Source organism: Cupriavidus sp. 01L45 (assembly GCF_056399885.1).
In genome coordinates this window covers 1-23,210 of sequence record NZ_JBFTSG010000030.1, presented here as the reverse complement: position 1 = coordinate 23,210, position 23,210 = coordinate 1, and the positions used below count along the sequence as shown (strand labels likewise).

26 protein-coding genes are annotated in these 23,210 nt (G+C 67.4%); 1 reads left to right on the top strand and 25 read right to left on the bottom strand.

Translation table 11 applies throughout. The features are described 5' to 3' along the window. Nucleotide 1: 1 nt before the first annotated feature. A complete protein-coding gene (locus AC1DT6_RS20735) occupies nt 2-625 on the bottom strand; it encodes a glutathione S-transferase family protein (RefSeq protein WP_477114845.1) in 624 nt (207 codons plus the stop codon). A 55-nt stretch (nt 626-680) separates the two neighbouring features. Further along, complete coding sequence (locus AC1DT6_RS20730; RefSeq protein ID WP_441635927.1) at nt 681-923, bottom strand: hypothetical protein; 243 nt, start codon at nt 921-923, stop codon at nt 681-683. Between AC1DT6_RS20730 and AC1DT6_RS20725 the strand changes: the two genes are divergently transcribed. Beyond that, entirely contained in the window at nt 913-2,496 is a 1,584-nt protein-coding gene (locus tag AC1DT6_RS20725) for an ABC transporter substrate-binding protein (protein ID WP_441635925.1), read from the top strand. The two genes, AC1DT6_RS20730 and AC1DT6_RS20725, sit on opposite strands and share 11 nt — an antisense overlap. A gap of 67 nt (nt 2,497-2,563) precedes the next feature. Here AC1DT6_RS20725 and AC1DT6_RS20720 read toward each other — a convergent pair whose 3' ends face one another. The 23 genes from AC1DT6_RS20720 to AC1DT6_RS20610 form a co-directional block, all read right to left on the bottom strand. Next, nucleotides 2,564-3,136: a GNAT family N-acetyltransferase gene (locus tag AC1DT6_RS20720; RefSeq protein ID WP_441635923.1), complete on the bottom strand. Its 573-nt coding sequence runs from the start codon at nt 3,134-3,136 to the stop codon at nt 2,564-2,566. 97 nt (nt 3,137-3,233) lie between these two features. Beyond that, a complete protein-coding gene (locus AC1DT6_RS20715) occupies nt 3,234-3,830 on the bottom strand; it encodes a GatB/YqeY domain-containing protein (protein ID WP_477114844.1) in 597 nt (198 codons plus the stop codon). A gap of 59 nt (nt 3,831-3,889) precedes the next feature. Next, nucleotides 3,890-4,822, bottom strand: coding sequence for an MBL fold metallo-hydrolase (locus tag AC1DT6_RS20710; protein WP_477114843.1), 933 nt, complete (start codon nt 4,820-4,822; stop codon nt 3,890-3,892). A 27-nt stretch (nt 4,823-4,849) separates the two neighbouring features. Then, on the bottom strand, nt 4,850-5,530 hold the full coding sequence (locus AC1DT6_RS20705; protein WP_441635917.1) for a 2-hydroxychromene-2-carboxylate isomerase: 681 nt from the start codon (nt 5,528-5,530) through the stop codon (nt 4,850-4,852). A 54-nt stretch (nt 5,531-5,584) separates the two neighbouring features. Further along, nucleotides 5,585-5,833 (bottom strand): DUF1289 domain-containing protein, encoded by a 249-nt coding sequence (locus AC1DT6_RS20700; protein WP_441635915.1) that lies wholly within the window; start codon nt 5,831-5,833, stop codon nt 5,585-5,587. Between the two features lie 78 nt (nt 5,834-5,911). After that, nucleotides 5,912-6,433, bottom strand: a complete 522-nt coding sequence (locus AC1DT6_RS20695) for a YbaK/EbsC family protein (protein WP_477114842.1) — start codon at nt 6,431-6,433, stop codon at nt 5,912-5,914. A 26-nt stretch (nt 6,434-6,459) separates the two neighbouring features. Further along, nucleotides 6,460-7,395 carry a hydroxymethylglutaryl-CoA lyase gene (locus AC1DT6_RS20690; protein ID WP_477114841.1) on the bottom strand — a complete coding sequence of 312 codons (936 nt, stop codon included), beginning with the start codon at nt 7,393-7,395 and terminating at the stop codon, nt 6,460-6,462. 85 nt (nt 7,396-7,480) lie between these two features. Next, complete coding sequence (locus AC1DT6_RS20685; RefSeq protein WP_045236229.1) at nt 7,481-8,422, bottom strand: 2-hydroxyacid dehydrogenase; 942 nt, start codon at nt 8,420-8,422, stop codon at nt 7,481-7,483. Nucleotides 8,423-8,794: 372 nt separating this feature from the next. Then, nucleotides 8,795-9,841: a biotin synthase BioB gene (gene bioB / locus AC1DT6_RS20680; RefSeq protein ID WP_477114840.1), complete on the bottom strand. Its 1,047-nt coding sequence runs from the start codon at nt 9,839-9,841 to the stop codon at nt 8,795-8,797. A gap of 57 nt (nt 9,842-9,898) precedes the next feature. Beyond that, a complete protein-coding gene (gene bioD, locus AC1DT6_RS20675) occupies nt 9,899-10,636 on the bottom strand; it encodes a dethiobiotin synthase (RefSeq protein WP_477114839.1) in 738 nt (245 codons plus the stop codon). Then, nucleotides 10,633-11,850: an 8-amino-7-oxononanoate synthase gene (gene bioF, locus AC1DT6_RS20670; RefSeq protein WP_441636643.1), complete on the bottom strand. Its 1,218-nt coding sequence runs from the start codon at nt 11,848-11,850 to the stop codon at nt 10,633-10,635. The genes bioD and bioF overlap by 4 nt, the downstream gene beginning before the upstream one ends. Next, nucleotides 11,840-13,315 (bottom strand): adenosylmethionine--8-amino-7-oxononanoate transaminase, encoded by a 1,476-nt coding sequence (gene bioA, locus AC1DT6_RS20665; RefSeq protein WP_441636641.1) that lies wholly within the window; start codon nt 13,313-13,315, stop codon nt 11,840-11,842. Before bioA ends, bioF begins: the two co-directional genes overlap by 11 nt. A 300-nt stretch (nt 13,316-13,615) precedes the next feature. Further along, on the bottom strand, nt 13,616-14,485 hold the full coding sequence (locus AC1DT6_RS20660) for a dienelactone hydrolase family protein (protein ID WP_441636647.1): 870 nt from the start codon (nt 14,483-14,485) through the stop codon (nt 13,616-13,618). Between the two features lie 44 nt (nt 14,486-14,529). Next, nucleotides 14,530-15,222: a glutathione S-transferase family protein gene (locus AC1DT6_RS20655; protein WP_477114838.1), complete on the bottom strand. Its 693-nt coding sequence runs from the start codon at nt 15,220-15,222 to the stop codon at nt 14,530-14,532. Continuing rightward, nucleotides 15,219-15,638 carry a YchJ family metal-binding protein gene (locus tag AC1DT6_RS20650; RefSeq protein ID WP_441636637.1) on the bottom strand — a complete coding sequence of 140 codons (420 nt, stop codon included), beginning with the start codon at nt 15,636-15,638 and terminating at the stop codon, nt 15,219-15,221. Before AC1DT6_RS20650 ends, AC1DT6_RS20655 begins: the two co-directional genes overlap by 4 nt. Then, nucleotides 15,635-16,324 carry an HAD family hydrolase gene (locus AC1DT6_RS20645; RefSeq protein WP_441636635.1) on the bottom strand — a complete coding sequence of 230 codons (690 nt, stop codon included), beginning with the start codon at nt 16,322-16,324 and terminating at the stop codon, nt 15,635-15,637. The genes AC1DT6_RS20650 and AC1DT6_RS20645 overlap by 4 nt, the downstream gene beginning before the upstream one ends. Continuing rightward, nucleotides 16,321-17,004 carry a 2-hydroxychromene-2-carboxylate isomerase gene (locus AC1DT6_RS20640; protein ID WP_441636633.1) on the bottom strand — a complete coding sequence of 228 codons (684 nt, stop codon included), beginning with the start codon at nt 17,002-17,004 and terminating at the stop codon, nt 16,321-16,323. The genes AC1DT6_RS20645 and AC1DT6_RS20640 overlap by 4 nt, the downstream gene beginning before the upstream one ends. Before the next feature lie 87 nt (nt 17,005-17,091). Continuing rightward, on the bottom strand, nt 17,092-18,222 hold the full coding sequence (locus AC1DT6_RS20635) for an acyl-CoA dehydrogenase family protein (protein WP_477114837.1): 1,131 nt from the start codon (nt 18,220-18,222) through the stop codon (nt 17,092-17,094). A 60-nt stretch (nt 18,223-18,282) separates the two neighbouring features. Further along, nucleotides 18,283-18,963 carry an SDR family oxidoreductase gene (locus AC1DT6_RS20630; RefSeq protein ID WP_045236239.1) on the bottom strand — a complete coding sequence of 227 codons (681 nt, stop codon included), beginning with the start codon at nt 18,961-18,963 and terminating at the stop codon, nt 18,283-18,285. Between the two features lie 84 nt (nt 18,964-19,047). Then, a complete protein-coding gene (locus tag AC1DT6_RS20625) occupies nt 19,048-20,244 on the bottom strand; it encodes an acetyl-CoA C-acetyltransferase (RefSeq protein ID WP_477103451.1) in 1,197 nt (398 codons plus the stop codon). Between the two features lie 105 nt (nt 20,245-20,349). Continuing rightward, nucleotides 20,350-21,021: a carbonate dehydratase gene (can, locus tag AC1DT6_RS20620; protein WP_441636627.1), complete on the bottom strand. Its 672-nt coding sequence runs from the start codon at nt 21,019-21,021 to the stop codon at nt 20,350-20,352. Further along, a complete protein-coding gene (gene aceK / locus AC1DT6_RS20615; RefSeq protein ID WP_441636625.1) occupies nt 21,018-22,856 on the bottom strand; it encodes a bifunctional isocitrate dehydrogenase kinase/phosphatase in 1,839 nt (612 codons plus the stop codon). The genes can and aceK overlap by 4 nt, the downstream gene beginning before the upstream one ends. A gap of 132 nt (nt 22,857-22,988) precedes the next feature. Next, nucleotides 22,989-23,210: acyl-CoA dehydrogenase family protein (locus AC1DT6_RS20610; protein WP_477111534.1), on the bottom strand; the 222-nt coding region annotated here is incomplete at its 5' end.

Genomic DNA, 23,210 nt, shown 5'->3' with positions numbered 1-23,210 from the left:
CTCAGGCAATCCCGTTGCGGCCGTGCCGCGCGAATCCTTCGCGCGCGCCGAGCCGCTCGAAGTAGGCCGCCACCGCGGGGAAGGCGGGGTGCGCCAGCGGCGTGGCATACCAGCGGTTCACCGACAAGCCGATCGGGATGTCCGCGAGCGTGAAGCGCTCGCCGGCGACATAGGCGCCGGTGTCTGCAAGCTGCCGCTCCAGGATGCCGATATGCCTTGACCAACTGGCGACGGAGACGGCGCTCTCCCGCTCGTCCCGGTGCAACGGCGATTGCCGAACCAGCGCCATGAAAGCGTAGCGCCACGCATTGTTCAGCTCCGTCGCCTGCCAGTCCATCCATTGATCCACCCGGGCGCGCTCCCGCGCGGTGCCTGGGTAAAGGGTGCCATCGCCGTAGCGCGACGCCAGGTAGCGGATGATGGAGTTCGACTCCCACAGCACGAAGCCATCGTCGTCGATCACCGGCACCATGGCGTTCGGATTCAGCACGAGGAATTCCGCGCTATCCGTCGCGCGATAGCCTGAACCCCAGTCCTCGCGCACGAACGGCAAGCCGAGTTCGTCGCAGCACCAGAGCACTTTGCGGACATTGATGGAGGAGGCTTTTCCGAGAATTTTCAGCATGGATGGGCGGCGCCGCTGGCGGAGTGGATGCGGCGTCCACTATACGGCGCGACTGTCAGGCCGCACAGGAACAGTTGCGCTGTTTCACGGCGAGCCACTCCGCCCGTTCGTGCCACACAGCAGGGAAAACACGCGGCAAAACGGCACGCCGGCTGTGCATGGCCGCATCGTGCCGGTGCATCCGGCGCTGCGGGTCTGCCCGCCTTGACATGGATGTCTGCGACTCCCGACAATCCCTGCACAGCATCTTGCGCATCTTGCGCATCACGCCGACCAGGGACTCATCGATGACCATCATCCGCCGCGCCCTCGGCGCCGCAGCGCTTGCCACGAGCCTTGCCTGCGCCGCCCTCTCCCCGACCGTTTTTGCCGCGGGCCTCACCATCGGCCTGTCCGGGGACATCACCTCGCTGGATCCGCATTATCACAACGTCACGCCCAACGCGAACGTGGCCGAGCATATGTTCGAAGCCCTGATTGCCAAGGACGAGAAGATGCGCTTCAAGCCGGCGCTGGCGCTATCGTGGAAGCCGGTCGACGACACCACCTGGGAGATCAAGCTGCGCCCCGGCGTGAAGTTCCACGACGGCAGCGAGTTCACCTCGGCCGATGTGGTCTACTCGCTGAACCGCCCCGCCACGGTCAAGAACAGCCCCTCGCCATACACCATCTACACCAAGGGCTTCAAGGACATCGTCGCGGTCGACAAGCTGACCGTGCGCATCACCACCCACGGCCCCTACCCGCTGGTGCCCAATGACCTGTCCACCATCTACATGGTGTCGAAGAAGGTCGCCGAGAACGCCACCAGCGAAGACTTCAACAGCGGCCGCGCGATGGTGGGCACCGGCCCCTACAAGTTCGCCAGCTTCCGCAAGGGCGACCGCGTGGAACTGACCCGCAACGAAGCCTACTGGGGCAACAAGCCGGAGTGGGACACGGTCTCGCTGCGCATCCTCACCAACGATGCGCCGCGCGTCGCAGCATTGCTTGCCGGCGACGTGCAGGTCATCGAGAACGTGCCCACGTCGGATATCCGCAAGCTCTCGGCCGATCCCGGCGTGAGCGTGTTCAAGGTGTCCACCTTCCGCATGATGTACCTGCACCTCGACACCAATCGCGATGTCACCCCCTTCGTCACCGACAAGGCCGGCAAGCCGCTGGCGAAGAACCCGCTGAAAGACCCGCGCGTACGCGCCGCGATCTCGCACGCCATCTCCCGCCAGGCCATCGTCGACCGCGTGATGGAAGGCGCCGCCGAACCCACTGGCCAGCTGGTCAACGCCACGCTCTTCGGCTATGTGCCGGGCCTCAGGCCCGATACCTTCGATGCGGCTGGCGCCAGGAAGCTGCTGGCCGAAGCCGGCTACCCGGACGGCTTCCAGCTCACGCTGCATGCGCCCAACAACCGCTACGTCAACGACGAACAGGTCGCGCAGGCCATCGCCTCCATGCTGTCGCGCATCGGCATCCAGGCAAAGGTGGAGGCCATGCCGTCCGCCACCTTCTTCACGCGCGCCAACAAGCTGGAGTTTTCCTTCTTGCTGGCCGGATGGGGTGCGGATACCGGTGAAGCGGGATCGTCGCTGAAGTCGCTGCTGGCAACCTATGACCCGGCCAAGGGCTGGGGCGCATCCAACCGCGGGCGCTACAGCAACCCGGCGCTGGACGCCAAGCTGACCACCGCGCTGACCACTATCGACGATCGTGCCCGCGAGAAGCTGCTGCAGGAGGCCACGGAAATCGGGATCAAGGACTATGGCGTGATTCCGCTCTATTTCCAGATCAATGTCTGGGCGGCGAAGAAGGGATACAAGGTAACGCCGCGGCAGGATGAGCGCACCTACGCGTTTGCCATCACCAAGGGTTGACGGGCGCAAGCTGTCGAGCTGGCCGATCTCGTATTCGATGGCCTGGCACAGACAGCTTCCCTTCGTTTCATGTCTCCTTGCCCGCGGCCGGGCCGGCATTGCGGTACCACGGCGGCACCAGCGAATACATCGCCGCCGCGCACGGCACGCCGTGCAGCACCAGCCGGTTGCGCGCGATGCATTCGAACTGCGCGCCGATCCTCCCGGCCACGGCGCGGCTGGCCACGTTGTGCTCCGCGGCGACCACCTCCAGCCGCGTCAGCCCGAGCCGGTGGAATCCATAGCAGGCCATCAGTTCCGCCGCGCGCGCGCCCAGTCCCTGCCGCTGCCGGCTCTGGCGGATCCAGTAGCCCAGGTTGGCGAAGTTGTAGTCCCGGTTGATCTGGTTGATGGAGACGCCCCCGTACAACTCCCTGCCGTCCGGCGCGAACACGCCGACATCGTAGGCCTCGCCGATGCCCATGTTCTCGGTGCACATGTCGACCCAGTTCTCCGCATCGCGCACGGTGTAGCCCGCGTGGCACCACGGCAGCCACTTGCCCACCGTGTCGAGCGATTCGTGCACGGCCGCCACGAACTGCGGCACGTCGGTATAGCGAAAGGGACGAAGCAGAAAGCCTTGGCCGTGGAGGGATTGCATGATGCGTCCTTGCGACTAGGTCAGCGGAGGAGTTGCCGGCACCCACTCCCGGCGGTGCATCGGGCGCTCCCTGCCAGTCAGTGTAGCAACCCGCCGCTCATCGCGCCTTCCTGGCTTCGGCGATCAGCAACCGGGCCTGCACGCGCGCATGCAGCAGTGCCATGTCGGCATGGCGCAGGCGGGGGTTGCGGCTGAGTGCGGCCATCACCTTGCCGGACTGATGCGCGGTAGCGATGCCGGCTTCGGCAGCGGTGTTGTCGATCAATGCATCGAGCTCCGGCTCCGACAGCGGATGGGAAATGTGGGCGCTCAGGCTTAGCGCGGTGTCGTCGAAGCGGGCGCCGTCGTCGAAATGAATCCAGCCTTCAAGCGTCACGGGCAGGCCGTGCGGGTCGAGCTCGCCGAAGCGCAGCTCGCTGACGTCGACCGCGTGATGGCGGCCGTCGACGTAGATCGAGCCGTCGATATAGCCGGGCTCCGGGTTGAGCGGGAACAGCAGGCGCCGGCCTGCCAGTCCTTCCAGGCTTTGCGAGGGCAGGCTCACGCCATCGAGACGGATCGCGGTACGCACCGGCGCGCCGCCGAGCACGAAGGGCGCCAGTTCGATCTGCAGGTCGGCGCCGTGCGCGTGGATGGCCGAGGGCAGGAGATGCGCGACCAGCGGCTGGAGCAATGCGACGGGAAAGGCAGGCATGGGCGACTTCCTCGCAAGGGATCGGGGCAGGCGCAAGCGCCAGGGCGGGGCGCCGCCGCTCAGTCCCGGTTGTACACCTCGCCGTCTGCCAGCGCCAGCGCGCCCGCTGCGGCGAGGGATTCCAGCACCCGGTCCAGGACCTGCGCCATGTCCTGCCCGGCCATGAAGCGCGCGTGAATGCGCTGCATCAGGGGCGCCTGCGCCATCCACGCCAGCAGCGTGTCGCGCGGCATGCGCTGCTGCTCCAGCAGCTTGAACTTCACCAGCACCTTGACCGCGTGCACGGCGTTGCGCCCGGCATCGCCGCTCAGGTAGGCCAGGCGCCCGCCGGCAACGTCGAGCGCGGCGGCGACGTTCGTGAACGGCCGCCCGTGGCCGGGAATCACCACGCGCACATCCAGCCCGGCGATGCGCTCCAGCACGGCCGCCTGCTCGGCGAAACCGCTCTCGCCGTCGAGTTCCGGGAAGATCACGCCGAAGCCGCTCTCCCACAGCGCATCGCCCGAAATCAGGATGCCTTCCTGCGGCGCGAACAACATCACCGCATGGGGATCGTGGCCGGGCGCCGCCACCACCTGCCAGTCCATCCCGCCCAGGCGCAACACATCGCCGTCCTGCACCACGCCGTCGAAGCCGAAGCGGTCGCACTGCTGGCCGGTGGCGCTGTAGCTGAGGGCGTCCACATCCCACGCGCGCACCGCCCCGGCCTCCGCGGCGGGGATCAGCGTGCGCGGTTGCCAGCGGACCTGCAGCGCGGCATTGCCGCCGCAATGGTCGGAGTGCAGATGCGTGTTCACGAGGCGCCGCAGCGGCCGCCCCCGCAGGCCGGCCTCGACCAGCGCCAGCGTCTGCGGCGCATGCGTGACATAGCCCGAATCGACCAGCGCGGTGTCGTCGCCGTCCACAAAGAGGATGTTGTTGGCCGACAGCCAGCCGCGCTCGAAGACGCGCATGGTGGATGGCAGGGTGGGAGGCGCGAAGGTGGCTGGCATCGGGCTATCGGTTAGTCAGGGCTAATATCAGCGGCCGGCGGCCGGGGTGGGCGCATCGGCGCGCCCCGTTCCCACCGGCAAGTCGGCGGCGGCACGGAACGCGCCGGAGGCAAAGAAGGGGTCATGGTTCAGCCGTGCAGCCAGCATGTCGAGCGCATCGAGGCCCCAGAACAACTGGCCCTGGGCGTCGCCCTGCAGCACGGCGGTGGGCACGCCGAACACGCCGCGCGCCACGGCTTCGTCCCCGTGTTCGCGCAGGCGCGCCTTGACCGCGTCCCGCGCCAGCGCAGCGGCGGGTACGCCAAGCAGGGCGCACAGCGCGTCGAATTCCGCCTGCTGCTGCGGCACATGGCCTTGCTGCCAGACAAAGCGGAAGACCGGCGCCAGGGTGGCGTGCGTTAGCCGGCCCTCGAGTTCCAGCGCTACCGCCAGGCGCAACAAGGGCAACGGATTGAAAGGATGCACCGCAGGCATGGCGAGCCGGATGCCGTCGCGGTGCGCGATCCATGCCACATGTTCGAAGGTGAAGCGGCGCTTGGGCGCGATCTCGGCCGGGCCGACATTGCCCCAATGGCGCAGCAGCCCGGCAAACAGCAGCGGCACGTAGCGTACCGTGGCATGGGCCGGCAAGGCCCGGGGCAGCCGCTCGAACGCGAGGTAGGCGAACGGCGAGATCGGGTCGAAATACCAGTCGATGGCGTTTGTCATGGCCGGATCACTCCGTGGTGTTGGGGTGGACACGCATGGCAGCCGCCGGCGCAGTCAAGGCGCCGCCCGTGCGGCGAGTTGCGCGGCGCGCGGCGGCAACAGCAGCCAGATCCTGCGCCGCTCGGCCTCGTCGCTGCCGGACCATGCGGCAATCTCGCCGATGGTGCGCAGGCAGCCTTCGCAGTAGCCGCTGGCGGCATCCATGCGGCATACATTGCGGCAAGGCGACGGTACGGGCTGCGCGCGCTGCGCGGCTTGCGCGCCGCGCGTGAGTTCGGCGGCCAGGCGGGTGGCTTGCGACATCGGATCAGTCCCTGCCAGCCATGGGCGCCTGTGCGGCGGCGGTCGCGGCGCGGGCGATGCCGGGTGCGAGTGGCGGCTTCATGCGGAATCGCGCTGCGCCACATCGGCCACTTCGGCCCCGGTCATGCGCTGCAGCTCTTGCGGCGTGAGGTTGAACACCGCGTGCGGATGGCCGGCGGCGGCCCACAGGCTGTCGTAGCGGAACAGGTCGCTGTCGAGCAGCATCACCGGCGCCACCGCGTGGCCGATCGGGCAGACGCCGCCGATGGCGTAGCCGGTCTTCTCGCGCACGAACCTGGCGTCGGCCTTGCCGAGCTGGCCCACCACGGCGGCCACCTTGGCTTCGTCGACGCGGTTGCTGCCGCTGGCGATCACCAGCACCGGCGCGTCGTCCGCCACGCGGCGAAAGATGATGGATTTGGCGATCTCGGCCACCGAGCAGCCGAGCCCGGCCGCGGCCTCGGCCGAGGTCTTGCCGGTGGCGCGCAGCATGACCACCGGCTTGTCGTGGCCGAGGCCGGCCAGCAGGCCGGCGACGCGCTGCGCGGCTTCGGGCAACGCTGCCGTGTCCCCGGCGTTGTCAGGAGTGCGAATGTTCATGTCGGTAGGGTGCGAATGGCAATGCCTTACACGCAGGCGGGCGCGGCGTCGGCACCGGCGCCCCACTTCGTCAGCAGCGCGCGTCCGACGCGCGAGCTGTTGGCGCGGCCGATCGACTGCGAGATGAAGTCGCCCGCCCGCACCACCTGCTCCAGGTCCACGCCGGTGTGGATGCCCATGCCGTGCAGCATGTACAGCACGTCTTCCGTGGCGACATTGCCGGTGGCGCCCTTGGCATAAGGGCAGCCGCCGAGACCGGCCACCGACGCGTGGAAGATCGAGATGCCGACCTGCAGGCTGGCCAGGATATTGGATAGCGCCTGGCCATAGGTATCGTGGAAATGGCCGGAGAGGCGGTCGATGGGGAATTCGGCGGCCACCGCGTGCATCACCTCCTGCACCCGGCCCGGCGTGCCCACGCCAATGGTGTCGGCGATGTCGATCTCGTCGCAGCCGAGATCGCGCATGCGGYGCACCACATCCACCACCGCGTGCACCGGCACTTCGCCCTGGTAGGGGCAGCCCAGCGCGCAGGAGACGCTGGCGCGCAGTCGCAAGCCTTTCTCCTTGGCGGCGGCGGCCACCGGCTCGAAGCGCGCGATGGATTCTGCGATCGAGCAATTGATGTTCTTTTGCGAGAAGGCCTCGCTGGCGGCGCCGAAGATCACGACCTCATCGGCGGACGCGGCCACCGCGCCTTCGAATCCCTTCATATTGGGCGTGAGCACCGAGTACAAGGTGCCGGGCCGGCGCTGGATGCGCGCCATCACATCGGCGCCGTCGGCCATCTGCGGCACCCATTTGGGCGAGACGAAGGAAGCGGCTTCGATATTGACGAAGCCGGCATCGCTCAGGCGGTTGATCAGCTCGACCTTGACCTCGGTCGGCACCATGGCTTTTTCGTTCTGCAGGCCGTCGCGCGGACCGACTTCGACGACTTTCACATAGTGGGGCAGGTTCACGATGTCTCCTCGTTTCGGATAGCCGCGCAGGCGCGGCGTATCCGGTGCATGGCACCGGGGCGCTCCGCCCCGGTGCCCGGTTCGTTCAATAGCCGCGTTGCAGGTCGACCACGCCGGCGATCGGCTGGCCCGCGCGCAGCGCGCGGATCTTGCCCGCGATCTGTTCAATGCTGTCTTCGCGCAAGGTCAGCGCCGCAATATGCGGCGTGATGGTGATGCGCGGCTCGGACCAGAAGGGATGGTCGGCAGGCAGCGGCTCGGTGCGGAACACGTCGAGCATGGCACCGGCAACCTGGCCGGATTGCACCGCGGCCAGCAGGTCTTCCTCGACCAGGTGCGGCCCGCGCGCCACGTTGACCAGGTAGGCGCCCTTGGCGAGCTTGCCCAGCAGTCCGGCATCCAGGATGTTCTCGGTTTCCGGCGTCAGCGGCAAGACATTGACCAGCACGCGCAGCCCGTCCAGGAAGCCGGCCTGGCCAGCCTCGCCGGCAAAGCCCTGCACGCCTTCGACTTCGCGCGCCGTGCGGCTCCAGCCACGCACCGGGAAACCGAATCCGGCCAGCGACTTGGCGATCTGCGCGCCCAGCGTGCCTACGCCCATCACGCCGATGGTGAAATCGGCGCGGCGGTGCGGCTTGAGAAAACGCCAGGTACCGGCCTGCTGGGCCAGCGCGTATTCGTCCAGGCGGCGGAAGTAGCGCAGTACCGCGTGCGTCACGTAGTCGATCATCTGGGCGGCCATGCCGGCATCGTCCAGGCGCACGATGGGCACGCCGGCCGGCAGTGCGTTCGCGTCGGTGTCGCGCAGGCTCAGGATGCCATCCACGCCGGCGCCGAGATTGAAGACCGCTTTCAGGTCGGTACGCCCGCGCAGCATCTCCAGCGGCGGCCGCCAGACCACGGCGTAGTCCACCTGCTCATTCTTGCTGTCTTCCCAGGTCAGGCATTGCGCCTCGGGCAGGGCTTCGGCAAAACCGTCGATCCAGGGCTGGTAACGGCCGTCCGGTACATACAACTGCAACTTCATCTCATCTCCACTCTGGTTTTGTTTCTATTTTCGCAGAGGATGGGCGTTGCCTGCGGTTTTCTTGCGGCAGGCGCGCCCTGGAGGCGGCGGCCCGGCCGTTTCCGGCCCGGAAGGACAGCAACCGCGCGCCTTAACCGGCGTCTGCCAGCGGGCCGGTCCAGACAGGTGCCACGTGACGCTGGCCGCTGAACACATGAAAGGTATCACCTTCCGCATGGCCCTGCCCGCAGTGCAGGGCACTTGCCGGGATCGACACGGATGTCGCCGGCGGCGCACCGCACCCCCGAAAGGCGCGGTGCCGGGATCCGCAGTGCGGAACGCCTGCGATGTCACCAACCGGGCGCAGGCAAAGCGGTCACGGGGCCGGCCGGCTTACCCGGCGTAGCCCTCGGTGCGGATATCCAGCCGGGACAGCAGGGCGCGATCGCGGTCGGCCTGGGGATTGGCGGTGGTCAGCAGCCGGTCGCCGTAGAAGATGGAATTGGCGCCGGCCATGAAACACAGCGCCTGCAGCGCATCGTCCATGGTCTCGCGGCCGGCGGACAGGCGCACCATGGCGCGCGGCATGGTGATGCGCGCCACCGAGATGGTGCGGACAAATTCGAACGGGTCGATCGGCGCCGTGTCGGCCAGCGGCGTGCCCTTGACAGCCACCAGGTTGTTGATAGGCACCGACTCGGGGTACGGGTCGAGGTTGGCGAGCTGCGCGATCAGCCCGGCGCGCGCCTCGCGCGATTCGCCCATGCCGACGATGCCGCCGCAGCATACGTTGATGCCAGCCTCGCGCACATGGCCGATGGTGTCCAGGCGGTCCTGGTAGGTGCGGGTGCCGATGATCTCGCCGTAGAACTCGGGCGAGGTATCGAGGTTGTGGTTGTAGTAGTCCAGCCCGGCGTTCTTCAGGCGCTGGGCCTGCTCGGCCTCCAGCATGCCGAGCGTGACGCAGGTCTCCAGGCCCATGGCCTTGACCTCCTTCACCATCTCGATCACCGGCTCCAGGTGACGGTCCTTGGGGCTGCGCCAGGCGGCGCCCATGCAGAAGCGGCCTGCGCCGCTGGCCTTGGCGGCGCGCGCGGCTTCCAGCACTTCGTCCAGTGCCATCAGCTTGCCGGCCGTGACGCCGGCATCGTGGTGCGCGCTCTGCGGGCAGTAGCCGCAATCCTCTTCGCAGCCACCGGTCTTGATCGACAGCAGCGTGGAGAGTTGCACGGCATTAGCATCGAAATGCTCGCGGTGCACCTGCTGGGCGCGGAACAGCAGGTCGTTGAACGGCAGCGCGTACAGCGCGGCAACTTCGGCCACGGTCCAGTCTCCGGGCCTGGCCGCGGGCGCGGTCTCGGTGAAGCGGCGGGCTGTCTGGCGCAGGGTGTCGGCGGAAATGGTGGCTACGGTGTCGGTTGCGAGGGAAGTGGTGGTCATGATTGTTATCTGTTCCAGTAATGCTTTCGGTGTATTCGGTTTCTGCAAGGCGCGCGTTCAGGCGGCGGCGACCGCGGACCGCGCATGGCAGGCGGCCAGCAGCGGCGCCAGCGCGAGCTGCCCGGCGGCATCGGCGGGCGCGGYCTGCCACGGCAGCGTGCCCAGGTGCGGGGCATCCAGCGCGGCACGCAGTGTGTCGATGTTCTCGTCGGCGAGATCCATGGCCGGGTCGATGCGGTTGGCGATCCAGCCGGCCAGGTGCAGGCCGCGCGCGCGCACGGCTTCGGCGGTCAGCAGCGCATGGCTGATGCAGCCAAGGCGGATGCCCACCACCAGCAGCACCGGCAGGCCGAGCATCACGGCGAGGTCGGCGGTATCCCAGCCGCCCTCTTCCGGCGGCGCCCCGTCGAGCGGCACGCGAAAGCCGCCGACGCCTTCCACCACCACCGCATCGGCCTGCGCCCGCAGCGCGGCAAAGGCGGCACKGATCGGCTCGCGCGTGATGCGGGCGCCTTCGATGGCGGCGGCGAGGTGCGGCGATGCCGGCGTGCGCAACAGGAAGGGACAGGTCAGCGCCTGCGGCACGGCCAGCGCGCTGGCGGCACGCAGCTGCGCCACGTCGTCGTTATGCCAATGGTCGCCGCGCCACTCGCTGCCGCTCGCTACCGGCTTCATGCCAACCGCGCGGTAGCCGGCGGCGCGCAGCGCGTGCAGCAAGGTGGCGCTGGCGTGCGTCTTGCCGACGCCCGTGTCGGTGCCCGTGACAAAGCAGGCGATGGCGGCACGCTCGCTCATGACGCCTCCATGTGCGGCACCACGCTGCGCAGGCTGGCCAGCAGGCGATCCACATCGGCCAGGGTGTGCGAGGCCGATAGCGTGATGCGCAAGCGGGCCGTACCCACCGGCACGGTGGGCGGACGGATCGCGCCCACGCGGATACCGTCGGCCTCCAGCGCCGCGGACAACGCCAGTGCGGCTACGTTGTCGCCCACGATCACCGGCTGGATCGCCGTGGTGCTCTCACCCAGGCGCCAGCCCGCGGCGCGGGTCAGCTCGGCCAGCCCGCCCCGCAGCGTGCGGATCAGCGTACCGAGCTGCACGCGGCGTTGCCGCCCTTCATCCCCGGCGATCAGCGCCAGGCTGGCGGACAAGGCGTGCGCCACCGCCGGCGGCGCGGCCGTGGTGTAGATGTACTGCCGCGCGGTATTGACCAGGTGGTCGATGATGGTCTCGTGCGCGGCCACGAAGGCGCCCGCCACGCCGGCGGCCTTGCCCAGCGTGCCGATATAGATGAACCGCGGCGAAGTCAGGCCCAGGTGCTCGAGCACGCCGCGCCCTTGTTCGCCCAGCACGCCGAAGCCATGCGCATCGTCGACGATGATCCAGGCGTCGTGGCGCTCGGCCAGGGCCAGCAGCTCGGTCAGCGGGGCGAGATCGCCGTCCATACTGAACACGCTGTCGGTAACGATCAGCTTGAGCGGGCTGCTGCTGGCGGTCAGCAACCCCTCCAGCCCGGCCACGTCACGATGGGCATAGCGGCGGACTTCGGCACGCGCGAGCCGGGCGCCGTCGATCAGCGAAGCATGGTTGAGTTCCTCGCAGAAGAGCGTGGCATCGGCGCTGCCCAGCGCGGTCAGCACCGCCATATTGGCCATGTAGCCGGTGCAGAAATACAGTGCGCGCGCGTGCGGGATATGCGGCGCGTACCACTCCGCCAGTTCGCTCTCGAGCCGGTGGTGCGCCAGCGAGTGGCCGCTCACCAGATGGGACGCCCCGCTGCCCGCGCCGAACTGGCGCGCGCCGTCCGCCATCGCCGCGATCAGCGCGGGATGGTTGGCCAGGCCCAGGTAGTCGTTGCTGCAAAAGGTGAGCAAGGAGTGCATTTCGTCGCCGCAGGCGTCGCTCACGGCCTGGTGCGGAGCGCAGGCGGAATACGCAGTGCGGCGGCGGCGCGTCAGCGCCTTTGCGTCACGCTCGGCGGCGGCGAGGGTCAGGTGCTCAAGCAACATGGCGAATCTCCCTGGTGGCGCCGGCATCGTTGCCGGCGCTTTCGTTCTTGTCGAGGCCGCCGGCCAGCACCGCGTCGAGCGTGGCCTGCAGGCGGCCGGCCAGCCAGTGCGCCATGTCGGCGTCGAACACATACGGCGGCATCACGTAGAGCGTGCGGCCGATCGGACGGATCAATACGCCGTGCGCGCGCGCGGCATGATGGAAACGCGCGGAGAATTCACCAGCATTCGCGGCATATTCCTCGCGCACGTCGGCGGCCCAGATCAGCCCGCGCTGGCGCACATGCTGCAGCCGCGCATCCGCTGCCAGTCCCGCCATGGCTTGCGTGAGCCACCGGGCGCGCTGGCGGTTTTGCGCGATCACGTCCTGCCGCGCGAACAGGTCCAGCGTGGCCAGCGCCGCGCGGCAGGCGAGCGGGTTGCCCGTGTAGGAATGCGAGTGCAGGAAACTGCGGGCGCGGTCCGGGTCCCCGGCGTCCGCAACGAAGGCCTGCTGGATCGCGCTGCGCGAGAGCACCAGCGAGAGCGGCAGGTAGCCGCCGCTGATGCCCTTGGACAGGCACAGGAAATCGGGCCAGAGGTGCGCCGGCAACGGCGCGCCCGGCGCATCGCCGGCGCCGCGCGCCTGCTCCCAGGCGAAGAAGGTGCCGGTACGGCCGCAGCCGACCGCGATCTCGTCGGCGATCAGGTGCACGCGGTAGCGGTCGCACAGCGCGCGCACGCCCTCCAGGTACAGCGGATCGTGCATCGCCATGCCGGCGGCGCATTGCACCAGCGGCTCGATGATAAGGGCCGCGATCTGTCCGCCGCGCGCGTGGAGCAGCGCCTCCAGCTCGTCCAGCGCGCGCTGCGCCACCTGCGCGGCGCTCTCGCCCGGCGCGGCCTGGCGCGCGTCGGGCGACATCACCACGTGCGAGCTCATCAGCATCGGATCGTAGGCATCACGGAAGATCGCCACGTCGGTCACCGCCAGCGCGCCCACGGTCTCGCCGTGGTAGCCATGGCGCAGGCAGATGAATTCGCGCTTGCCGCCCAGGCCCGTGTTGCGCCAGTAGTGGAAGCTCATCTTCAGCGCGATCTCGACAGCCGAGGCACCGTCGCTGGCATAGAACGCATGGCCGAGCGCGCCGCCGGTCAGGGCCGACAGCCGCTCCGCAAGCTCCACCGCGGGCGCATGCGTGCAGCCGGCCAGCATCACGTGCTCCAGCGTGTCGAGCTGCTCGCGCAGCGCGGCGTTGATCTCGGGATTGGCATGGCCGAACAGGTTGACCCACCAGGAGCTGGTGGCGTCGAAATAGCGCTGGCCGCCGGTGTCGTGCAGCCACGGGCCTTCGCCGCGGGCGATGGCCAGCGGCGGCTTGCCGGCATCGGGCCGCAGCGGCGTGCACGGATGCCAGACGGCGCGCAGGCTGCGCTCGCCGAGCGTGGCGGGCGCGGGGGATGCGGAATTGGACTGGTCTTCCAAGGAAACCCTCCTTTGTTGACCGCGCGGTGGCCTGCCCGGCCGGGCAGAGCCTGGCGTGGCGGCACTTGCGTGCGGGTTGGGGAGAGTCATGGTAGGGAGCTCCCCGGCCACTTGGCAAACAGGACCGGATTTACACGTTAGCAGCGCGTTAAACGAAAAAGCGGGGAGAAGGGCGTATCGTCGCCACATCTCCATGCCAGCATGCCCTTATCTCCACACCCTGCGCCGCCAGCGGGATTGCTTGTCGGGGTAAACCTTCCGCCGGCAGGAGCCTGTTGATGCTCCCGCTGATGCTCCGGCTTATGGCAGGGGATCGAAAGGAAGCCCGATTTCCTTGAAAAACCGCCCGACTTCCGGCAGCCAGATAGGCAAGCCGGCCCGGCTGCCGAACATGGCGTGCGAATCGCCCGCGAAGGTGCCGAAGTCCACCATGCGCGTGTTCGCGGCAGCGCCATGCGCCTGCGCCTTGTAAGCGCCGAACATCTTCTCTGGGAGCGGCTGCGGCCAGTAGCTGTCGTTATCGCCATACATCCACAGCGAGGGATAGCGCGCCTGCTTGCCGTAGTCGCCAAACGCATCGATCAGGTTGAACTCCCAGCGGCTGCACGATTCATCGCGCAGCCCGCCGGCAAAATTGACCAGGCCGAGCACGCCGGGGTACGCAAGGGTGCTGAATGCCATGGTGGTCAGCCCGCCGTGCGACTGGCCAATCACAACGATGCGCGACTTGTCGACATAAGGCTGCTTGACCATGTAGTCGAGCGTGGCAACCACATCCTCGGCCTGCACGAGGCCATTGCTTTCCACATTGCAGCCCGCGCCGATATAGGCACCGCCGGATCTGGAAAAGCCCTGGCGCATCGGCAGCGCCACTACATAGCCGCGCTTGACGAATTCAGCGCTCTGGGCGGAATAGCGTGCGCGCGGCTGGAATGCCGGCTTGCCCGACGCCTTGCCGTGATTGAGCACGATCAATGGAAAAGGGCCTTCGCCGGGCGGCTTGAAGATGGTGGTTTCGAGCTCCACCGAGAACAGCACCCCCGGCTTGGGGATCATTGCGACTTGCTCCGCCATCTTGCCAGCCGCCACGGGTGAAGACGCCGGCGCGGCGTCCTGCGCGAGCGCAGGCCCGCCCACCACAAGCGCCAGCGCCACGGCCAGCCCCGCTATCGATCTCACGATTGCCTGTGCCTCTCTTGTCCCGTGCCCACCGCTCAGCCGGCCCGTTTCGGCRGCGGATGGCCGGGCAGGAGCGCATAGGGATGCTGCCAGCCCGGCAGCGCGCGCAGCCGCTCGGTCCAGGCGTGGATATGCGGATATTCCTTGCGCCAGTGCACGCCGATCTCGTCGTCGAAGTAGACATAGCCGGCCAGCGAAAAATCGGCAATCGTGAGCCGCTCGCCGAGCACATGGGCGCGCCCGGACAAATGCGCGTTGAGCACGCTCCATGCGCCTTCGCAGCGCTGCCGGAGGAACTGCAGCACCGCCGGGTCCGGCGCCTTGGCAAAGGTGCGCAGGAAGCGGTAGGTCGCGGTATAGGAGCTGAACTTGTGGTTGTCGAACAGCAGCCAGCGCAGCACTTCGGTACGCTCGGCGTCATCGGCGGGGCCATGGATGCCAAGCCGCTGCGCCAGCACGTCGAGGATGGCGCCCGATTGCGACAGTCTACGGCCGTCGAACTCGAGCACCGGCGCCTCGCCCATCTCGTTGATGGCGCGGTACTCCGGGGTGTGCGTCTCGCCGTTGAAGTAATCTACGAAGCGCGGCGCCCACAGCTTGCGGCCACGCTGCACGCCGACCGTTTCCAGCAGCAGCGCCACCTTGTAGGTGTTGCCGGATTGCGCGAAGCCGTACAGCACGTAGTCGGCATCCGGTGTCGCACCCGCGGCAGTCTTCGGTTCCGTCATGGTTTCTCCCCCAGCATTTCACCATCCACATAAAGCCAGCGCGGCGCCTCGCTGGCGTCGCGCGGCTCGCGTACGAAGCGGCTGCGCTCGTGCAGCCGCCAGGCGCGCCCGCCCACCTTGTAGCGCGCCACGAATTCCACCTCGGCGTGCGTCTCGTCCTGCTGCGCATGCGCCTTGACGGCCAGCCCGAGCCAGCGCGTACCGGTATCTGGCGCGAGATCCGCCGGGCAGGTGGACGGATGCCAGGTATGGCGCAGCCAATCCACGTCGCCCAGCACATAGGCGCTATAGCGCGAACGCATCAGCTGCTCGGCGTTGCCCGGCAGCGCCTCGCCACGATGAAAGCGTCCGCAGCAGGTGGCATAGTCGCCGCCGCCACAGGGACAGCCGCCGGCGCCGGACGCCCGCGCCTTCATCCGATCAACCCCCGCAGCTCGCGCATATCGGTGAAAATGCTGCCAGCGCCGACCGCCAGCAGCGATTCGGCGGCATTGCGCGCGGCATAGCCGAGCACGGTCATGCCCGCGGCTACGCCGGCGGTAACGCCCGTCGGGCTATCCTCGATCACCACGCAGCGCGCGGGCTCCACGTTCATGGTGCGCGCCGCCAGCAGATACACGTCAGGCGCGGGCTTGCTGCGCTCGACCTCGGTGGACGAGAAAATGTGCTCGCGCTCGTCCTGCTGGAACAGCTCGACCAGGCCGGTGCGGGTCAGCTGCAGCTTGACCTTGATGCGGTCGGCGCCGGACGCCACGCAAACGGGCAGGCCGGCGGCGGCGATCGCGGCAACCGCCTCGCGAACGTACGGTACGGCTTGCACTTCCGCCTCCAGCACGGCATTGCGCCGCGCGAACCATTGCGACAGCCAGTTCTCGGGCAACGGCGCGCCGCGCCGGCGCTCGATGTTCTCAAGCTCCTCGCGCACCGCGCGGCCGAGGAACCATTTGGTGGATTCCTCGATCGAGATGCGGATGCCGAGTTCGTTGAGCATCTCGTTGAGCACGCGGTTGACGATGGGCTCGCTGTCGACGAGCACGCCGTCGCAGTCGAAAATCACGCAGTCGAAACGGGGATGGCGGATCGGCTTGATGCTGGGGTTCATGCGGGCTTCTTTTCCTTGCTGCTGTCTGTGTTGCCGAGTGTATGGCTGTCCGTGCTGCCCACCGCGCGCAGCGCCGTCGGGCGCTTGCTCTTGAGGTGCGCCTCGATCTGGTCGAAGCGGTCGAAGCCCCAGAACGGCTCGCCGTCGATGATCACGAACGGGGAGCCGAACACGCCCTTGGCCATGGCCACGTCGATCTCGGCCTTGAGCTGGTCCTTGATCTGGAAACTGCTGGCGCCAGCATCCATGGCATGCGCGTCGATGCCCAGCGGCTCGGCCAGCTTCACCAGTTCGGCCGGCTCGGCGATGTTGATGTCATCCACGAACAAGGCGCGATAGACCGCCTTGGCGAACGCGGTGGCGATATCGTCGCCGTGATGGTTCTGCAGCCACAGCATGGCACGCGCGGCCTGCGTGGTGGGCAGCGGGAAGTGCGTCGGGCGTTTGTACTCGATATCGTGGAAGCGCGCGGTGCGCTCGAAATCGCGCCACGCGTAGTCGCCCTTGAGCGGCACGTGCGGCAGCGGCGAGCAGCCGGTGGTCTTGAAGACCACGCCGAGCAGGATCGGATGCCATGCGACGATGCGTCCGTACTTCTGCGCCAGCTCGTCGATGCGCGTGCTGGCGAAATAGCCGTACGGCGAAGAAAAATCGAAGTAGAAATCGATGGCAGCAGTCATTGTCTGGGGGCTCCTGGCGTCTGGCCGTTGGGTTCGATACTTCGGTGCTGCATTGGTGAAATGGTTCCGCGATCCGCAGGCGAGGCGTCAGGCCAGCGCCCGCGCGATCAGTATCTTCTGGATATCGCTGGTGCCTTCGTAGATCTGGCAGACGCGCACATCGCGGTAGATGCGCTCGACCGGGAAGTCGCTGACATAACCATAGCCGCCGAAGACCTGGATGGCGGCCGAGCAGACTTCCTCCGCCATCTCGCTGGCGTACAGCTTGGCCATCGCGGCTTCCTTCAGGCAGGGCCGCCCCGCATCCTTGAGCGACGCGGCGTGCCACACCATCTGCCGCGCCACCYCGATCCTGGTCGCCATGTCGGCCAGGCGGAACTGCACCGCCTGGTGCGCGAACAGCGGCTGGCCGAAGCTCTCGCGTTCCTTCGCGTAAGCCAGGGCCGCCTCGAAGGCGGCGCGCGCCATGCCGATGCTTTGCGAGGCGATGCCGATGCGGCCGCCTTCCAGCCCGGACAGCGCCATCTTGTAGCCGGCGCCCTCCTCGCCCAGCATATTGGCGGCCGGCACGCGGCAATCCTCGAAGAGGATCTGCGCGGTATCGGACGAATGCTGGCCGAGTTTTTCCTCCAGCCGCGCCACGATGTAGCCGGGCGTGGTTGTCGGCACCAGGAAGGCGCTGATGCCACGCTTGCCGGCAGCCTTGTCGGTCACGGCGAGCACGATCGCCACATCGGCATTCTTGCCGCTGGTGATGAATTGCTTGACGCCATTGAGCACGTAGTCGTCGCCATCCTTCACCGCGCTGGTACGCAGCGCCGCGGCGTCCGAGCCCACGTGCGGCTCGGTCAGGCAGAAGGCGCCGAGCATCTCGCCGCGCGCCAGCGGCACCAGCCACTGCTGCTTCTGCGCCTCGCTGGCGAAGGCCATCAACATGCTGCACACCGGGCAGTTGTTGACGCTGATGACGGTGGAGGTGCCGCCATCGCCGGCGGCGATTTCCTCCAGGATCAGCGCGAGCGACAGATAGTCGAGCCCCGCCCCGCCGTATTGCTCGGGCACCGCCACGCCGTACGCGCCAAGCGCGGCCAGCTCGCGGTGCACCGCATGCGGGAAGGTCTTGTCGCGATCCCACGCGGCGGCGTGCGGCGCGATCTCCTGCTGCGCGAACTGGCGCACGGCGTCGCGGATCATTTCCTGTTCTGGCGTTAGCAGCATGTCAGCTCACCAAGGTTGTCGCCGCTGCGGGCGTGACGAAGGATGCATCGGCCATGGCACTCACCATGGGATCACGCTGCCATCGTAGTTGCGAAAGCCGCCGTTGTCCTGCCGGGTCGCGCCGGCGATCACCGCGCGCATGCCGGAGACGCTCTGCTGCGGCGTGAGGTCGGCTTCCTTGCCGCCCATCTCGGTCTGCACCCAGCCAGGATGGAAGGCCAGGCAGGTGGCATGGCGCGCATCGAGCGAGGCGGCCTTGAGCGCCGCGTTGGCGGCGGCCTTGCTGACCCGGTAGAGCCAGCTGCGGTTGCTGTCCATGGTGCCGATGCTGCCCATGCGCGAGGCCAGCACCGCCAGTACGCCGCCCTTGCCCGAACGTCCGGTCTCGACCAGCGGCAGCAGCAACGGCAGCGCCATCATCGGCCCCAGCACGTTGACATGCATCACCTTGTCGAAATCCTCGCGGGTCACGGGCTGCGCGCCTTCGGTACGCGGGCCGATCACGCCGGCGTTGTAGATCGCTACGTCGATGGACTCGCCGTCCAGCTTCCAGCCCAGCCCGGCGACCTGGCCCGCGTCGGTCAGGTCGGCGCGCAACGCCTCCGCACCAAGCGCTTCGATGGCCTTGATGCCGTCGTCGCTGCGCGCGACGGCCAGTACCCGCCAGCCATCGGCTCGGTACTGGCGCACGAATTCGAGACCGATGCCACGCGAGGCACCAAGGATGAGAGCGGTTGGCAAGGCAGTACTCCTTTCTCTATGTTGTTTGCGGTGTGGCTGCCGCGCGATGGCGGCAGCCACTCTGTTGCGGGCGGTACCGCGGGTTCAGACGATCTCCAGCCCCACCGCGGTGGCTTCGCCGCCGCCGATGCACAGGCTGGCCACGCCGCGCTTGCCGCCGGTCTTGCGCAGCGCGCCGATCAGCGTGGCCATGATGCGCGCGCCCGAGGCGCCGATCGGGTGGCCAAGCGCGCAGGCGCCACCGTGGATGTTGACCTTGTCGCGCGGGATCTTGAGGTCGTGCATGGCGGCCATCGGCACCACGGCGAACGCTTCGTTGATCTCGAACAGGTCGACGCTGTCCGTGGTCCAGTCGAGCTTGCGGTAGAGCTTGTTGATGGCTTCCACCGGCGCGGTGGTAAACCAGCCGGGTGCCTGCGCATGCGTGGTGTGACCCAGCAAGCGGGCCAGCGGCACCAGGCCGAGGCGCTTGGCGGTGGATTCGCGCATCATCACCAGCGCGGCGGCACCGTCGTTGATCGACGAGGACGATGCGGCGGTGATGGTGCCGTCCTTCGCAAAGGCCGGCTTGAGCGAGGGGATCTTGTCGACCTTGATGCGACGCGGGCCTTCATCCGTATCGATGACAGTGTCGCCACCGCGGCCAGGCACCGTCACCGGCGCGATCTCCCAGCGGAAATCGCCGCGCTCGGTCGCCTGCTGTGCGCGCCGCACGCTCTCCATGGCGAACGCATCCTGCGCCTCGCGGGTGAAGTTGTACTTGGACGCGCAGTCCTCGCCAAAGGTGCCCATGGAGCGGCCGCCGCCTTTCTCGTCCTTGATATAGGCGTCTTCCAGGCCGTCCAGCATCATGTGGTCGAAAATCATGCCGTGGCCGATGCGGTAGCCGCCGCGGCCCTTGGGCACCAGGTATGGCGCATTCGTCATGCTTTCCATGCCGCCGGCGATGGCRATCTCGAACGAGCCCGCGATCAGTGCGTCGTGCACGGTCATGGCGGCACGCATGCCGGAGCCGCACATCTTGTTGACGGTGGTGCAACCCACGCCCAGCGGCAGACCTGCCCCCAGCGCTGCCTGCCGCGCAGGCGCCTGGCCCTGCCCGGCGGGCAGCACGCAGCCGAACACCACTTCCTCGATCTGCTCCGGCTTGAGGCCGGCGCGCTCCACCGCGGCGCGGATGGCGGCGGCGCCCAGTTGCGGGGCGGTCAGGGCGGAGAACTCGCCCTGGAAGGCCGCCATCGGGGTGCGGGCGGCGGATACGATGACAACGGGATCATGCATGGGGTGTCTCCAATGATTAGGGGCGCGGGTTGGCGCGATACGTGGCGGCGATTGTTGGCTCTTCCTGAATCTCTCTTTGCTTGCCGATGCGTGCGAGGCCGGCGCTTAGCGGATCGACGCCTGCGGCGGATCGCCGAACTGGCGGTAGGCCGCTTCGAGCTGCTCGTGCAGTTCCTCATTGCTGCTGGCAGCCATGCCGAGGTCGCGCAGCAGGCCGTCGGACACGCCGTAGACCCAGCCGTGCACGGTGACTGGCTGGCCACGGTCCCAGGCATCCTGCAGCACGGTGGTCTGGCACACGTTGTTGACCTGCTCGATCACATTGAGCTCGCACAGCCGCGTGTGCGCGTCTTCCTCGCGGGTGATGGTGCCGAGGTAGGCGCCGTGCTTGTCGGCAACGTCGCGCACGTGGCGCAGCCAGTTGTCTGCCAGCCCGACGCGCTGGCGCTTGAGCGCGACCTTGACGCCGCTGCACCCATAGTGGCCCACCACCGTGATGTGGCGCACCTTGAGCAACTCCACGGCAAACTGGATCACGGAGAGCGCGTTGAGATCGCTGTGCGCGATGACATTGGCGATATTGCGATGGACAAACACTTCGCCCGGCGCGAGCCCCAGGATCTGGTTGGCCGGAACGCGTGAATCGGAGCAGCCGATCCACAAGTACTCGGGTGCCTGCTGGTTTGCCAGGTTCATGAAGAAACCCGGATCCTCCGCGTTCACGCGGTCGACCCACTCCCGATTGTTGCGGAACAGCTGGGCGATGGCGTCACTCATGCGACTCTCCTTGCCGGTTCTGGCTGGTCGCCGGATTTAGCCCGGGTTGAGGCTGCGGCGGCATAGCGATTGACAAAGCGTTCTGAAACGTCATAGGCATAAAAATCGTGAATTTGTCCGGCCAGCAGCCGGTCCTTGTGCCCCTGCCACATGGCAGGATCGAAGAAATCTTTGTGGTGGCGCAGGAAGGCGGCGCGCACGCGCGGGTCGCCCAGCAGGAAACTGCGGTAGGTCTCGGGGAAGATATCGTGCCGGCCCACGCTGTACCAGACCTCGCCCGACATCTCCTCCTCTTCGTTGCGCGGCTGCGGCACGTGGCGGACATTGGTGTCCGTCATGTACTCGATCTCGTCATAGTCGTAGAACACCACGCGGCCGTGGCGCGTGACGCCGAAATTCTTGTAGAGCATGTCGCCGGGGAAGATATTGGCGGCGATCAGTTCCTTGATGGCGTTGCCGTACTCCACGATGCCGTGCTCGACCTGCGCATCGGAGCCCTCCTGCAGCCAGATATTGAGCGGCGTCATGCGGCGCTCGATGTAGACGTGCCGCACGACGATTTCCTCGCCGCCGTCCTTGCCGCGCTGGTACTCGATCATCGACGGCGCGTGCAGTTCCAGCTCGCGCACCAGCGCGTCGTCGAAGCGCGACAGCGGAAATGCCACGTCGGAATACTCCAGCGTATCGGCCATGCGGCCCACGCGGTCGTGCTGCTTGACCAGCTGGTACTTCGACTTGATCAGCTCGCGCGTGGTCTCCTTTGGCGCCGGATAGTAGTCCTTGATCACCTTGAACACGTAGGGATACGATGGCAGCGTGAACACCAGCATGACCAGGCCCTTGATGCCCGGCGCGCTGATGAACTTGTCGGACGAATGCTGCAGGTGATGCAGGAAGTCCCGGTAGAACAGGTTCTTGCCCTGCTTCTGCAAACCCAGCGAGGTGTAGATCTCCGCGCGCGGCTTGCGCGGCATGACGTCGCGCAGGAAGGTCACGTACGCCGACGGGATCTCCATGTCCACCATGAAGTAGGAATGCGTGAAGGAGAACAGGATCAGCAGCTGCACCTTCTTCAGCAGCACCGTGTCGAGCGACAGCTTGCCGTCGGGCGTGTGCACGATGGGAATCGCCAGCGGGAAGGTGCGGTCGGCGTTCAGGATGCGGCCGATGATGAAGGCCGACTTGTTGCGGAAGAACAGCGACGACAGCACATGGATCTGGAAATTCGGCGCAATGCGGAAGTCGCCGAAATACTCGGTGACGGCGCGCACCACGTAGCCGATATCGCGCGTGAGATCGGCAAATGGACGCTCGATCTGGTAGTTGTGGACGATGCGCTCGAAGCACGCCGCCATGCCCGCGCGGCTGCCCGGATAGTAGGCACGGAAGGTCGGCCTGGTGGGAGACTCCTCGTTCTCGATGTACTCGGTCGAGATGGCCGGGCGCACGAAGATGAAATCGTTGTTGAAGTACGAACGGTGCAGGATGCGCGTGCACACCGAGTTGAAGAAGGTCTCGGCCAGTTCCGGCTGGTGATGGTTGGTCAGCAGCCCGATGTAGTGCAGCTTGATCTGCTGCCAGATTTCGTCCTCGATGTTCTCGGCGTCGTACTCGTCTTCCAGGATCACGCTGGTTTCGCGCACCCGCTCGTTGTAGAAGGCGATGCGGTCGCGTTGCAGTTGCTGCAGGCCTTGCCAGTCGGCCGCCTCGAACTTCACCTTGGCCTGGTGGCTGACCTCGCGGAACAGCCGGTAATGCTTGTCGAACCCGTCCAGCATGGTGCGGGCCACGTCATAGGCAATCTGCGAGGACAGCAGCTTTGGGAAGTGGGACATGACGCAGGCCGATGACGATTGGGGGTTCCGGAGATTGTAAATTGGTTCGGCGGCAGGGCGAGTGCTCTTTCGGTCAATCCGGCATGGCCGGCGCGGCGCCAGACCGGGCGCCATCGCCATGCAGCGCCGGCATCACATGGTTTGCGAGAACAACTCCCTTCCGATCAGCATGCGCCGGATTTCCGACGTGCCCGCGCCGATCTCGTACAGCTTGGCGTCGCGCCACAGCCGGCCGACCGGGTATTCGTTGATATAGCCGTTGCCGCCCAGGATCTGCACCGACTCGCCGGCCATCCAGGTGGCCTTCTCGGCGGTGTACAGGATGACCGCGGCGCAGTCCTTGCGCACCTGGCG